Source organism: Nocardia sp. NPDC088792, assembly GCF_044750615.1.
In the GTDB taxonomy this organism is placed as follows: domain Bacteria; phylum Actinomycetota; class Actinomycetes; order Mycobacteriales; family Mycobacteriaceae; genus Nocardia.
Genome location: NZ_JBIVKC010000003.1, coordinates 1,102,992 through 1,116,201 on the forward strand (window position 1 = coordinate 1,102,992; position 13,210 = coordinate 1,116,201).

General features: G+C 65.6%; 10 protein-coding genes. 5 read left to right on the forward strand and 5 right to left on the reverse strand.

Going from position 1 to position 13,210, the window contains the following annotated elements; all coding sequences use genetic code 11:
• Positions 1–14: 14 nt before the first annotated feature.
• Positions 15–287, forward strand: a complete 273-nt coding sequence (locus ACIP5Y_RS23245; protein WP_400352614.1) for a WhiB family transcriptional regulator — start codon at positions 15–17, stop codon at positions 285–287.
• A 16-nt stretch (positions 288–303) separates the two neighbouring features.
• Here ACIP5Y_RS23245 and ACIP5Y_RS23250 read toward each other — a convergent pair whose 3' ends face one another.
• Both ACIP5Y_RS23250 and ACIP5Y_RS23255 read right to left on the reverse strand, forming a co-directional pair.
• On the reverse strand, positions 304–1,218 hold the full coding sequence (locus tag ACIP5Y_RS23250; RefSeq protein WP_400353871.1) for a cutinase family protein: 915 nt from the start codon (positions 1,216–1,218) through the stop codon (positions 304–306).
• 94 nt (positions 1,219–1,312) lie between these two features.
• Positions 1,313–2,026, reverse strand: a complete 714-nt coding sequence (locus ACIP5Y_RS23255; protein ID WP_400352615.1) for a hypothetical protein — start codon at positions 2,024–2,026, stop codon at positions 1,313–1,315.
• A 979-nt stretch (positions 2,027–3,005) separates the two neighbouring features.
• Here ACIP5Y_RS23255 and ACIP5Y_RS23260 point away from each other — a divergent pair.
• The 4 genes from ACIP5Y_RS23260 to ACIP5Y_RS23275 are packed head-to-tail and all read left to right on the forward strand — an operon-like array spanning position 3,006 to position 7,938.
• On the forward strand, positions 3,006–4,820 hold the full coding sequence (locus tag ACIP5Y_RS23260) for a lipoxygenase family protein (protein WP_400352617.1): 1,815 nt from the start codon (positions 3,006–3,008) through the stop codon (positions 4,818–4,820).
• A gap of 12 nt (positions 4,821–4,832) precedes the next feature.
• The gene (locus ACIP5Y_RS23265; protein WP_400352619.1) at positions 4,833–5,963 is read left to right on the forward strand and encodes a YncE family protein; all 1,131 of its coding nucleotides are present in this window, start codon (positions 4,833–4,835) and stop codon (positions 5,961–5,963) included.
• A gap of 43 nt (positions 5,964–6,006) precedes the next feature.
• Positions 6,007–6,780, forward strand: a complete 774-nt coding sequence (locus ACIP5Y_RS23270) for an acyl-[acyl-carrier-protein] thioesterase (RefSeq protein WP_400352621.1) — start codon at positions 6,007–6,009, stop codon at positions 6,778–6,780.
• 9 nt (positions 6,781–6,789) lie between these two features.
• Positions 6,790–7,938, forward strand: coding sequence for a hypothetical protein (locus tag ACIP5Y_RS23275; protein WP_400352623.1), 1,149 nt, complete (start codon positions 6,790–6,792; stop codon positions 7,936–7,938).
• A gap of 19 nt (positions 7,939–7,957) precedes the next feature.
• Here ACIP5Y_RS23275 and ACIP5Y_RS23280 read toward each other — a convergent pair whose 3' ends face one another.
• From ACIP5Y_RS23280 to ACIP5Y_RS23290, 3 genes are read right to left on the reverse strand one after another with little or no spacing between them, the layout of a single operon-like run.
• Positions 7,958–9,358 carry a flavin-containing monooxygenase gene (locus tag ACIP5Y_RS23280; protein ID WP_400352624.1) on the reverse strand — a complete coding sequence of 467 codons (1,401 nt, stop codon included), beginning with the start codon at positions 9,356–9,358 and terminating at the stop codon, positions 7,958–7,960.
• 7 nt (positions 9,359–9,365) lie between these two features.
• Entirely contained in the window at positions 9,366–11,834 is a 2,469-nt protein-coding gene (locus ACIP5Y_RS23285; protein WP_400352626.1) for an SDR family NAD(P)-dependent oxidoreductase, read from the reverse strand.
• Positions 11,831–13,210: a cytochrome P450 gene (locus ACIP5Y_RS23290; protein WP_400352628.1), complete on the reverse strand. Its 1,380-nt coding sequence runs from the start codon at positions 13,208–13,210 to the stop codon at positions 11,831–11,833. The genes ACIP5Y_RS23285 and ACIP5Y_RS23290 overlap by 4 nt, the downstream gene beginning before the upstream one ends.

The following is a 13,210-nucleotide window of genomic DNA, read 5'->3' on the forward strand; positions in this document are numbered from 1 at the left end:
GGTATGGAGCTGAAATGGCGAGAATCGGCAAGCGATCGTGGACCGACTCCCCGTGGATCGATACGCCGCCCTGGCGCGGGCGAGCCGCGTGCGCCCGGTTCGATCCCGAGACCTTCTTTCCCAGGCAGGGCAGGTCGAGCCTGCCGGCGAAACGAATATGCGTCTCCTGCAACGTGCGTGAGCAATGCCTCGATTTCGCACTGACGCACAGTCAGATCTTCGGCATCTGGGGCGGAATGACTCCCCGTGAACGCCAGCAATTCCGCCGCCCCGAGACGCATGGATAGGACACCCGGAAATTCTTCACGAGACCTCGGCGAGCCAGTTGTGCAGCCATGCGGTGGCGCTGACACCGTTGCCGCCCACCACATAGCTCGGATAGGACTGGTGCACACCGGAAGTGAGGAACTGCTGCGCCTGCTGGGCCCACTGCTCGGCGGCCGGATCGCCGGGCGGGGCGGTCAGTGTGGCCGACCAACCCGGCAGTAAGGCGTCGCTCAGAATGTCCTGCAGAGTTCGAGCGTAGTTGCCGGCCTGCGAGGGGTCCGGAGCGGACAGCTGGGTCAGAAAACCGGCCAGGCGCCCGGCGAGATCGTCATCGGGCACCGAACAGTAGAGATCGCCTGTCGCACAGAAGGTGCGAACCCTCGGGCTCAGCCAGCCGAAACCACCCGGGCGGGCACCGTTCACCCCACCGCCCGGCACCGGTGGGCCCACGAGTACATCGGCAGGGGAACGGCGCGGATCCGACAGCAGACCCACGGCGGCGACCCGATCCGGCGGAACCACACCCGCGCCGGTACCGATCTCCGCGGCCAGATCCCCCGCCGCGTCCGCGCCCTGGCTGTAGCCGATCAATGCGAAACGCGTTGCACTGCAACGTAACGCCATGGCAGCGAGCAAGGAACGAGCGTTGTCCACGGCCTCCCGTTTCGAACGGCCGTAGACCTCGCCCTCCCATGGCAGAGCGGTCGCGGCATAGCTGACGTAATCGGTGCGCACGGTGTCCGGCAGGCCGACCGTGACCTGCGCCAGCATGCCCTGACGCGGATCCTCGCGGGAGGTCTCCCACGTGCCGGGGACCGCGATCACATTCAGAGCCGGGCAATCACCCGGTGCCGCAGCAGCGGGCGGCGCCCCGGTCACGGCCGGGAGCCCGGCGGCAATCGCCGACGCCGCGATGACACGGGTTGTGGTGGACAGCCACTTGTTTCGAATCAGCAAGACAAACACTTCCTTTGCCCGGGGCGCCGGAGGTGCCGCAGACATTCCCGCGGCACCACGGCAATCCGAGCCTCACGTACTCCGGCCGCTACTTGGCCGGGGCTTGAAACGGTGCATTGATGGTCACGAAGTACTGAATCGCCGCGGCGATAGCGACCGGAGCGGTAATCAAGATCTCGCCGGCCACCGTGCCGAGCGCACCGACGGCGATCATGCCCGCGAGACAACCGATCGCGGCCGCCGGAAGGAATGGCCCGAAGAGCCCGACCAGGGTGGCCGAAGCGACGGTCGCACCCGCCAATCCGCCGAGGACGCAACCGACCGCGGCGCCACCCACCACACCCACCGCGGTGCCGATGGTGGCCCCCAGCCCGATGGTGCTGTTCAAGCGACCCCACGCGGCCTGCTCCCGGTCGTACGGCGTCTTGAAGGGGGCCTGGTCCTCGAACGGCAGGGCGACCGGACGATAGCTGGCGTGCGCGATATCCACCTGCGGGGTCAGGGTGGCCGTGCGGCCGGAAATCTCTGCGGCAATGGGGAATTCGAAGTCGTCGATCCGGAATGTCAGCGGCGTGCCCGCCAGGACGGTGCCGTTGTCGGCCTCGATCTTCAACACGCCGCCCTCCACCACCAGGGAACCCGCGTCCGTGGTGATGATCGACTGCGTGTCGGTGGCCCGCGCGGTGAAGCCGACCGATTCCTTGTCGTCGGGCGATGCCGCCGATGCGTCGACCGCCCCCGTCGTGAAACCCACGGCACCGGCCAGCAGTGCCGAAGCGACAGCAATCTTGTTAGCCCTCATATGACTTGCTCCTCATCAGATGTTTCCGCGACACCGTTGTCCGGAGCTGCTCGGGGTCATTTCGGCCAGACCTCTGACCGGGCGTTACATTACTGCCGGGACTTCCCGGGAATGCGTCATGAATGACCCCTCCGCGCGAATGTCCCGAGAGCCCACCACAATGGTCGATCAACCCCCTTCGTGCCTCAGGCTTCGCTTCGAGACGACAGTAGCTGCGTATTGGAAAACAACATGGATATATCGCTTATCGCCTGTTTACAACCGTGAAGAGAAGTAGGGCGCAACCGGCCATACGGGTGGTTTATCCGGTCGGAATATTTCTCTGGCAGAGACGAGTGTTTTCGATCCGACAAGGCGGAGGTACGCGGCCTTACGGCGCGGCCACAGATACCGGCAAGAGGCCGGCGTTGTCGCGAACACGGTTGTGCTAGCGGCTATTTGAGCACGGACGAAACGAGTGGCACCGACCTACCGCAGAACCGGCAGGCTGCGTCGATGACGGTGAGCGACATAAAAATGCCAATCAGTTATCGGCGCGTTTTCGCTCCTGTTACACCACCAGCCGTGAAAGTGACGTGGTTCACAACACATTGGAGCTTGCATCACCTGTAGTTATGGTTGCCAGAAAGTTGCCGGACAAATTGATCCGGATGCTCGCGAAACTCAGCGAAATACGGCTTTACCTGGTGAAAAGCGAAAGACTGGTCAGGATTCGATGATGGATCGTAGGCAATTCTTCAAAACCTCGGCGGTGGCGGCCGGAGCGTCGGTCGCGGGAACTCTGACGGCCGCGGGGGCCGCGAACGGTGCACCGCCGTTCGACCTTCCGATGCCGTTCGGCGACCCACAGCCGGCGGGACCGGCGAACCCGCTGCTGCCCCAGTTCGACCCGAACCCCGGCGCGCGTGCCGCCGAGCTCGGCCGCTTGCAATCGAAGTACGTATGGTCGGAGAACGCCAACTACGTCCACGGCGTTCCCATGGCCGAATCCCTGTCGATCGAGGACAACCCGACGCTCGAATACTTCACGATGTTCGTCGACGCCGAATATCAAGTGGTCTCGAACATCGCAGTTGCCCTGAGCAGGGATTTCAACCACCTGGCGGGAAACCTGCTGCAGCCCTTGGTGGATCAATTGGCCGGTCTGAAGAACACGGTCGACAACGTTCTCAGAGTCGCAGAGCCTATCCTGAAGAGCCCGGTGGCTCAGCCGCTCGACCCCGCCGCACGCGGCGTCGAGCATCTCCTCGTGCAAACCCTCGACGCTGCCCTGCGAACGCTCGATCAGATTCGTGACGACATCTTCAAGGCTTTGCGGAAGATGTTCGATAGTCCGGGCCTGGGAAATTTCGGGACCGTGGAGGGGGTGGAGCGCTACCGGCAGCTGTACGCCACCATGCCGGTGCCGGCAATCGCCGACAGCTTCCACGACGATCTGGTTTTCGCACGTATGCGGGTCGCCGGTCCGAACCCCATGGTGTTGCGGAAGGTGAGCGGCGCCCTACCGGCGAACTTCCCGCTCGACAACAAGGGCTACCAATCGGTGATGGGAGCCGGTGACAGTCTGAGTGGGGCGATCTCGCAGGGGCGCTTGTACCTGGTCGACTACGCGGAGCTCGGCCCCGCGGCATCGGAGTCCGCGACGTACAAGTTGCTGACCGGGCCCGGCCACAACACGGCACCGCTGGCGGCGTTCGCCGTCCCGGCCGGAGGGGGCGAGCTGGAGCCCGTGGCAATCCAATGTGGTCAGGATCCGGCCAAGCATGTCATGTTCCTGCGACCGGGCCCCGGCGATACCGACGGCTACTGGGGCTGGCAGATGGCGAAAACAGTTGTGCACACAGCGGATTTCAACCACCACGAAATGTTCTCCCACCTGGCACGGACACACCTGGTGTCCGAGGCGTTCTCGGTGGCCACCCGCCGCCATCTGGCGGCCAACCATCCCCTCGCCGTCCTGCTGACGCCTCATTTCGAGGGATCGTTGTGGATCAACCAACTCGCCACCTACCTCATCCTGGCGCCCGAGACCACCGGTGATCTGATCTTCGCCTCGCTGCTCGAGGACTCGATCGCGGCAACCGGACAAGCGCGGCTGAGCTGGGACTTCTACGAGAAAATGCCGCCCGCAGAGTTTGCCGAGCGCGGCGTGGACGACAAGCACCTGCAGTACCCGTACCGGGACGACGCGTTGTTGATCTGGGATGCCATCCGCGGCTGGGCCGGCGAGTACGTGCGCACCTACTATCCATCCGATGCCGATGTGCAGGGCGACTTCGAATTGGTCGCATGGGCCGACGAGATCGCTCAGGTCGGTAAAATCAAGGGCTTCAGCAGGATCGACAGCGTCGATCAGTTGGTCGACGTCGTGGCGATGATCATCTTCACCGCCAGTGCTCAGCATGCCGCGGTCAACTTCCCGCAAAAATATCTGATGGAGTTCATGCCCTTCTACAGCGGCATGACCGCGGCGCCCGCGCCCTCCGGCACGGCCGGGCACACCGAGTCCGACTGGGTTCGAATGCTGCCATGTCTGTTGACATCAGTGGCCCAGCTCTTTGTTCTGGACATTCTCGGCAGTGTCAACTATCGGCCGCTCGGCGACTACCGCACGAACACCTTCCCTTTCGCGAACGCCATCAATGATCCCCGGATCGTCGGCCCGGGCGGGCCGCTGGACCGATTCCGCGCCGCGTTACGCGAGGCCGAGAACACGATCGACGATCGCAACACGCGGCGCGAACCGTATGTCTATCTGCTGCCCAGCGGCATTCCCACCAGCATCAACGTCTGAGAGAAGGCAAACATGAGAAGCATTGGCCGCCTTGGTATCTCCTCGGTGCTGGCGCTGTGTGTCGCAGCCGGGACCGCCCACGCCGCACCGCCGGCGGAGCAGCCCGCAGGCCCTGCCGGTGAGCTGTACGTGCCCGAAGTACAAGCCGACGACGTCGCCGTGATCGATACCGCGACCAACACCGTCAAGCAGCGGATACCGACGGGACCCGCGACCAAACCCGGCGTCCTGGCCGCGACCCCGGACGGTAAGAAGATCTACGTCGACAACTTCGGCTTCCAGCCCCCGAGCGTCACCATCATCGAGCGACCGTCGAACACCACCAAATCCGTTCCGGTCCAAAGCCCTCCGCTGGGGATCTTCACGTCGAACGACGGCAAGGAGGTCTACATCCCCGAAGTGGGCTTCGTGATCGAGGTACTCGACGTCGCCACCGACACGATCGTGCGGCGTTTCCCCTACCCGGACCTCGCGGCCGGACGGCATCCGGAGATACCGGCGGGCGCGATCCAAGGTCCCGACGGCCTCCTCTATGTCGGGTTCATGCAGAGCGGCATGATCGAAGCGATCGATCCGATCAGCGGCAAGGTCGTCCGGCCACCACTGATAGTCGGGGGTATCGGAACCTTCTGGTACAGCTTCAGCAAGGACGGATCGAAGCTGTACGCCAACTCCGTCAACACGATCAGCGTCATCGACCTGAAGGACTGGCGTGTGACCAAGCTGCTGCACACCAGTGCGGACGGCAATTATTACCCGGGCAATCCCGGCGCCTTCGTCTCGACCCTGACCCCGGACGGCAGCAAGCTGTACGTCACGGTCTTCGGGGGCAAGGACGTGATCGTCATCGACACCGCGAAAGACGAAGAAATCGGGCGCATCCCGACCTCCGGCGCGTCGACCGCCGTCATGTTCAGTGCGGACGGCACCCGCGGCTACATCACCGATCTGGGTCCGTCGACGAACGCCTACCCCGGCCCGATCCTCGACCCGGTCCTGTTCCTGAACCTGGTGACCGCGGGCGCCGGGCTCGGGCCGGGACAGGTGATCGTCTTCGATCCTCGCACCGATCAGGTTGTGGGCGACCCGATTCCGATGAAAATCGGGCCCGGCGTTCCGGCGTGGCTCCCGAACATGAAGTAGCCGCAGCGCAGTCCGCCGCAACCCTCACGCAGACAGAGGTCCGATGACAAGTACACATGCGCTGCCCCCACCGCCCTTCGAGGACGCGGGCTATGCGACGGGCTGGCCGGTGCGCGCCGGTGACGTCGATCGCAACGGCCGGCTCCGGCTGGACGCCATCGCGCGTTATCTGCAGGACATCGCCTGGGAAGACCTGAACGCCGGCGGATTCGCCGACTCCGATCCGACCTGGATCGTGCGGCGCACCGTGCTCGACGTGATCCGGCCGATCCGCTGGCCCGACCGGGTCACACTGCGCCGCTGGTGTTCCGGCGTCTCGAGCCGGTGGGCGAACATGCGCGTACGAATCACCAGCGACGCGGGCGGACTCGTCGAGACCGAAGCGTTCTGGATCAACGTCGACGAAAACACCGGCACGACAGCACGGATCAGCGACGCCGGCTTCGCGCACCTGGCCGCCACCACCGACCACCACCGATTGCGATGGACCCCGATGGTCGGCGAAAAGCCGCCGGAACACTCGGATCACGATCTGCCGTACCCGATCCGGGCAGTGGATATCGACCTCTTGCAGCACATGAACAACGCCGCGTACTGGCAGGCCGTAGAGCAGGTCCTGCCCGGCTTTGCCGAGGTGATCACCGGGCCGCACCGCGCGATCTTCGAGTACAACGCGCCCATCACGGCCGAGCAAACCCTGCGTATCCGGCCGGAGCTCCGTCCGACCGGGCTGCACCTGTGGTTGCTGGCCGGGGAATCCATCAGCGCGGCCGTGCGGATCAGCTCGATCCCGCATCCGGCCGATCCGAAGAAGTGAGTTTCCGCCTTGTCCGAGCACTTCCGTCGAATGGGGTCCGGCCTGGTCCGGCGCACCATTGTCATCCTCGTCCTCTGCACTACCGCGGTCTTGGGGACTTCCGGTGTGGCGCTGGCGAATCCATCGATCTCCGGCTCCTCCACCGGCCCCGGGGGACCGATCTGGATACCGAACTACGGGGTGGGGTCGGTGCTGCGGGTCAATCCCGACACCATGGCGGTCGAACAGACCGTACCGGATGTCGGTGACCATCCCATGGTCATCAAGGCCCTGCCCGACGGCTCGCGCATGTTCGTCGGCAACTTCGGCCCGGGCAATCCCCTCACCTGGAATGTCTCGGTGATCGACATGCCGAGCGGCCGGGTCGTCAAACGAATCGCCACGCTCGGCGCGCCCTACGCCACCATCATCCTGTCGCGCGACGCGCGCTATCTCTTCGTGCCGACCGCGCTGTCGGTGACCCAGGTGATCGACACCGAGACCCTCGAAGTCGTACGTACGCTGCCGATTTTGCTTCCGCCCGGCCCCGCTCACATCGAGGTATCCCCGGACGGCTCATCGATCTACGTCATGGCGGCGACCGGACTCCTGACGAAATACGATGCCTACACCGGCGCGATCCAGGCGCCGCCGCTGTTCCTCAACGGATCCACGCCCGGCTGGGGCGCGCTGTCCGCCGACGGGAAAACCCTGTACGCGGTGAACTTCTGGGCCGGTGTGACCATGATCGACGTCGCGACCTGGACGGTACGCAGGACCGTTTTCATGGACTTCTGGGGCGAACCCATTTCGGCGACCCTGACGCCGGACGGCAAGCAGCTGTGGGTATGCATGTACAACACCGACGAGGTGATCATTCTCGACGCCCAGAGCGGCGATGAGGTGAACCGCTTCAAAACACCTGGCGGAGCGGTCTATGCGGGCTTCTCCGGGGACGGCAGAACCGCGTACCTGTCGACCATCTCCGATGGCGTGCCACTGCCGTACTTCAACCCGCTGGCCGGGTGGTACCACGCCAAGCAGCAGGCATGGGACCCGTTCATGTGGAACCTGGCGGGCCTCGATGCCACACTCACCGCATACGACACCACGACACGGCAACCGCTCCGTTCGTATACGGAGCCGGGCGCCTTCGTCGCCGGTGTCTACCCCGGCTGAGTCGAACACCGTTTCCGGGCTACCGCCGCGCTCGCAGGGCCGAGCGCGGCGGTTCGACCGCCAGCTGCTTCGCCAGCTTGCGCAACGTCTTCCGATACGAGACATGCTCGACCTGCAACCAATGGCGTTCGGAACGATAGAAATCGATACCGCCGTTCAGCTTCGATCCGCAGACGGGATTCGCCTTCGCGGCGCGGAACCGTGCGACACGCTGCGGATCGGTCTTCATCAGATACAGGTACCTCGCCATGATCTGCGACTGGTAATCCATGATCGGCCAAGTGCCGGTGGAGGTTTGGAAGTATCCGATGACGAAGAGATTGTCGTACTCCGGATGGAAGGCGTGCAGATGCAATTCCGGGATCGGGCCGTCGGACCAGTTCAGGTACTCGCGGTCCAGGAACGGGAACTCGGCCTGGCGGTAGCCCGTCGCGTAGACGATGACATCGATCTCCTGCTCCGACCCGTCCACGAAACGCACCCGGTCACCGCATAATTCGGCGATCTCCGGCGCGACCGCGATCTCGCCGTGCCCGAGGTGATAGAGCAAGGTCGAGTTCATCACGAAATGCTCTTCCAGCAGTTTGTGCTCGGGCCGCGGCAGACCGTATCGGACCGGGCTGCCCGCGCTGTTCAAGCGCAGCAACGGTTTACCGAAGGCCCGCACCAGCGGCCTGGGCAGGTGGAACTTCAGCACCAGTTCGTAGTAGACGTCGGTCGGGATCCCGAACATGTATTTCGGCCAGATGTAATTGCCGCGCCGCACGCTCAGCACGGTGCGCTCCGCGACATGGCAGCTGTCCACCGCTATATCGCACCCCGACGTGCCCGCGCCGACCACCAGAACCCGCTTGCCCCGCAACACCTCGGGGCCCTTGTATCGGGCGGAGTGCATCGACAATCCGTCGAAGACGCCCGGAAACTCCGGTTGCCGCGGCGACCAATTGTGGCCGTTCGCGATCACCACTCCCCCGTACCTTCGCTCCGAGACGCCACCGGACGTGCGGACCCGGATGATCCATTCCGGTCCACCATCGACGCGATGCACCGACTCCACCGAGCTCTCGAACTCGATATGCTCGCGCACGCCGAAATGTTCGGCGTAGGAGCGCAGGTAGGACATGATGTGGCGCTGCCCGAGGTAGGTCGGATACTCGTCCGGAATCGGGAAATCGGTGTAGCGGATGAACGGTTTCGAGGTGATCAGATGAATGGACGGGTAGGCGGCGCCGGTCGGGCAGTCCGGATTCCAGGTGCCACCGACCTCGGAGGCGCGCTCGATCACATCGACCGGAATGCCGTACTCCAGCAGATTTTTCGCGGCGGTCAGGCCCGCGGCGCCCGCCCCGATGACGCAGTACCGATCGCCGCGATCCTCGATCGCGGCCCCGGCGGCAACCGGCTCCAGCAGCGTGTCCACAGTCGAATCATCCTTTCCCGTACAGAATTCCATGAGCGGTCAGGCGTAGCTCTCCGGCCGGGGTGTAGACGGTCGCCGTGCCGTCCCCGGCCTCCACCCGGCCCGCGGAACCGGACAGCGGGCCGGAGATATCGATCGAGTCGATGGTGAGATGCCGCACCGATTCGGGCGCCTGGCGCAGGTACGCGGCCCGCAATACCGTCTCCAGCTGGTTCAGCGGAAGCTCGGGCAGCGGCGCCGGCACACCCAGCACCAGATCCCGCACCCGATCGGCTTCCACCTCGGCCGACCGCTCGCCCGGCGACCAGCGACCGAGCCGGAACACCTGGCCGTTCCACTGCAACCGGCGCACCGAACGATCCGTGTCCAGGAGCGCCTCGTCCTCGTAATCCGGTGGCAGTGCGGTAGTTTCGGATCCTTTGCCATAGCGAAGGGTCGCCGCGGCCACCGGGACCGCGCCGCGCCGCACGCGTACCCCGACCTCCCAGATCCGGTCCTCCGCCCACCGGCCTTCCGCCCACCGGCCTTCCGCGGTCGCCCGTAGCCGGGCGCCGAGACCGTGGACATGGACCGCGGCCAGGTCGATCCACACCTCACGGATAGCGGACAGTGCTTGCTCATCACCCTCCGGCTGGACCCAATCACCCAGGGACCGCACAAACTCGAGCAGCACGCTCAGCGGAATCGCCGGACTGCCGTCCACCCGGAAGTCGCCGCACGCGGGCGCGAGATCCGCGGTGAAGTCGATCTCGGTCTCCAGCGTCGAACCGCTCGCGTATCGAATCGGAATACCCAGGAAGAGCAGGCGATCCGCGAGGCGTTCGATCCCGGCCAAGCCCGTCGCCGGCGGATATCCACGCAACAGCGACGGCAGCAGCGCCTTGCCGAATTCACCGGCAAAGGTGAACTCCCCCGCACCGCCCGCCAGGATCTCACTCTCCCAGTGACCCAAGCCCTCCTCGACTCGCATCGCCGACATATAAGCAAGGGTCGCTTCGTAATTGGTGATGATGCCCAGCCGCTCCCACGTCGGCCAGCACATCGTGGCCACCGGCACCCGCACCGCACGACCCGGCTGCTCGCGCTCGGCTGCCGCCCACAACCCGATCCTGCTCAGCGCGTCGTTGGCGGCGCCGTACTCGAGCTGCCCGACCATCCCACCCCACCGACCGGCGAGCGAGCCCGCCGTGCTGAAGAAACGAATCGCCGGCCGTTCTGCCAGTGCGGCAAGGAGATTCACCAGGCCCGTCACCTTCACGCCGACGGTACGGCGGACGACTTCCGACGATTTGGCGGGCAGCCGGACCGGAGCGTCGACACCCGCGTTGTGCACCACGCCGGCCAGGCCCGGTCCGGCCGCGGCCAGCAGCGCGCGCACCTGCTCCGGGTCGGTGACGTCACATTGGCGGTAGACGATATCGAGCCCGTCGGCCCGAGCGGAATCCAGCCGGGCCGCGAGCTGCCTGCTCCACTCCTCACTGGACAGCTCCGCACGCGTCCGCGCCAGCGTCCGCTGCCGGGCCGCCTCGATCAGTCTGCGATCGCGATACTCCCGGAAACCGCTGTCCGACAATCGGATAACCGGATCGCCGGGATCCGGTAGCGGCCTTCTACCGCTGATGATCACGCGGCAACGATGCCGCTCGCACAGGCGGCGCGCCAGCGCGAAACCGATCCCGCGACCGCCGCCGGACATCACGATCACATCGCCCGGCCCGAGCTCGACGGTGGGGCCGGGCACCTCCTGCCGGTCGGCCACCAACGTGAACCGGCGACCCTCGTGATATCCGATCTCGAAGCGACCCCAGCGGTACAGCTCACGGCAGAGCACCGCGGCCCGCTCGGCGTCGAGCGCTTCGATCACCGCGCCCTCGGCCGGAAAATCGAGCACGCGGACATTCACGTTGTCGAATTCGCGCGGCAGGCCCTTCGCCAAGCCCGCCCACAGCCCGCCCAGCGGTTGCGCGACGCACTCCCCCGAATACCCGTGCCTGCCGTCCATCCTGGTCACCGCGACGTAGAACAGCCGCTCGGAGCCCGTTTCCGCACGCCAGTCCGCGTAGCACCGCTGCAGCAGGGCGATGGTCTGCAGCAGGTGCGCCTCCCAGCCGCCGGAATCCGAAAGACTCATGGGCCGTTCGTAGTTCAGGTCGATGATGCCGTCGATCGGACCGGCGACCTCATAGAACGCGGCAGCGTCACCACCCTCGTGCGGCGGCAGCAACCGCGACGGCGCCGCACCCGCCGCACGCAACGCCGCCATCACCCGATCCGCCGATTCGCCGCTCCCGCCCACCACCGCGACCCGGCGCCCGAGCAGCCGGGGACTCGGGACCTCGGGCAGGGGCGCGACCTCCAGCGGCCGCCAGACGAACCGGCCCACCGGCAGCACCGAACGATCGGCCCGATGACGGCCGCCGGACGATTCAGCCGCTTCCTCCGGCTCGGTCGAACTGTCTCGCACTGCGCCTGTCATGAATTCCTCGGGGTGATGCGCAGCGTGACACCGCCGACCGGGCGCAGGGAAACCGCGGTCGTCAATTCCACGCTGCTGTCGGGAAGTGAGTGAATCGTGAAGCGGGACGCCAGCATCGCCAGCGTCAGCGTCATCTGAGTCAGCGCCATCGACTCGCCGACGCATTTGCGTCGGCCGCCGCCGAAGGGGAAGAAAGTGTACTTCGGCCGGTTCCTCGCGGCGGTCTCGGTGAAACGCTCCGGATCGAAGCGATCAGGGGCCACCCAGAAGTCCGGATGGCGCTGCGTCACAAAAGGACTCAGGAACACACAGTCCCCGGCCGGGACATGCAGACCCGCGATATCGTCGACGGCCACCGCGGCGCGCGGGTACACCCAGATCGGCGGATGCAACCGCAGCGATTCGTCGACCACCATCCGCGTGTAGGAGAGTTCCGCCACATCCGTCGACACCGGATCGCGGCCGCCGAACACCCGCCGGGACTCCTCGAACACCCGCTGCTGAACCTCGGGCGCCCTCGCCAATTCGAACAGCGCCCACGCCAAGGCCGTTCCGGTCGTCTCGTGACCGGCCATGAAGATCGTCATCAACTCGTCGCGCACATCCTCGTCGGTGAGCGCCGGACCCGCCGCAGCATCGGTCGCCGCGAGCAAGAGATTGACCAGGTCCGGACGGCCGGCATGCGCGCCGAAACGATGCGACTCGATGATCCGGCCCACCACGTCGTACATCGCGTCCCGCGCGCGGGCGGTGCGCCGATTCGACGGGAACGGCAACCACGGCGGCAGTAATTCCGGCACGGTACCGCGAAAAACCATCGCCTTGACGGCCGTATCCATGGCCGCACCGATACGATGCCGATCGTCGTCGAGATTCGTGTCGAACATGATCCGGCCCAAGGCGCCCATCGTGATTCGCATCATTTCCGGCAGCACATCACCGGCGAACCCGACATCCCCGCGACGATCCCAGCGATCCAGCACCTCGGCGGTGGAGGAGACCATCGTGTCCACCATCGCGTCGATCGCGGGCCGATGGAACAGCGGGTTCATCAACCGGCGCCGCTCCCGCCAGATATCGCCGTCGGTCGTCAGCAGCCCGTTGCCCATGAAGATCTTGAACCGGTCGTAGCCGATGCCGCGGACATAGTTCGCGTTGTTGTCCTGCAGCACATGCTTGATGCCGTCCGGATGAAACACCAGCGTGGCCGTCAACAGGCCGAGCGGCAACCGCACGGTATCGCCGTAGGTGCGGCGCAGCGCCTCGAACAAGCCGGGCGCATTGCTGCGCAATGCCCGCACGTTCAGCGGAATACGGTGTGCGCCCCGGGGTCCCGGGGGCAGCCGGTACGACGTACCGGTATCGATGGCGGCCAT

Coding starts and splice junctions, on each gene's coding strand:
- ACIP5Y_RS23290 (WP_400352628.1), bottom strand. CDS start 13,210: ATGGCCGCCATCGATACCGGTACGTCGTACCGGCTGCCCCCGGGACCC.
- ACIP5Y_RS23260 (WP_400352617.1), top strand. CDS start 3,006: ATGGCCGAATCCCTGTCGATCGAGGACAACCCGACGCTCGAATACTTC.
- ACIP5Y_RS23255 (WP_400352615.1), bottom strand. CDS start 2,026: ATGAGGGCTAACAAGATTGCTGTCGCTTCGGCACTGCTGGCCGGTGCC.
- ACIP5Y_RS23245 (WP_400352614.1), top strand. CDS start 15: ATGGCGAGAATCGGCAAGCGATCGTGGACCGACTCCCCGTGGATCGAT.
- ACIP5Y_RS23265 (WP_400352619.1), top strand. CDS start 4,833: ATGAGAAGCATTGGCCGCCTTGGTATCTCCTCGGTGCTGGCGCTGTGT.
- ACIP5Y_RS23285 (WP_400352626.1), bottom strand. CDS start 11,834: ATGACAGGCGCAGTGCGAGACAGTTCGACCGAGCCGGAGGAAGCGGCT.
- ACIP5Y_RS23270 (WP_400352621.1), top strand. CDS start 6,007: ATGACAAGTACACATGCGCTGCCCCCACCGCCCTTCGAGGACGCGGGC.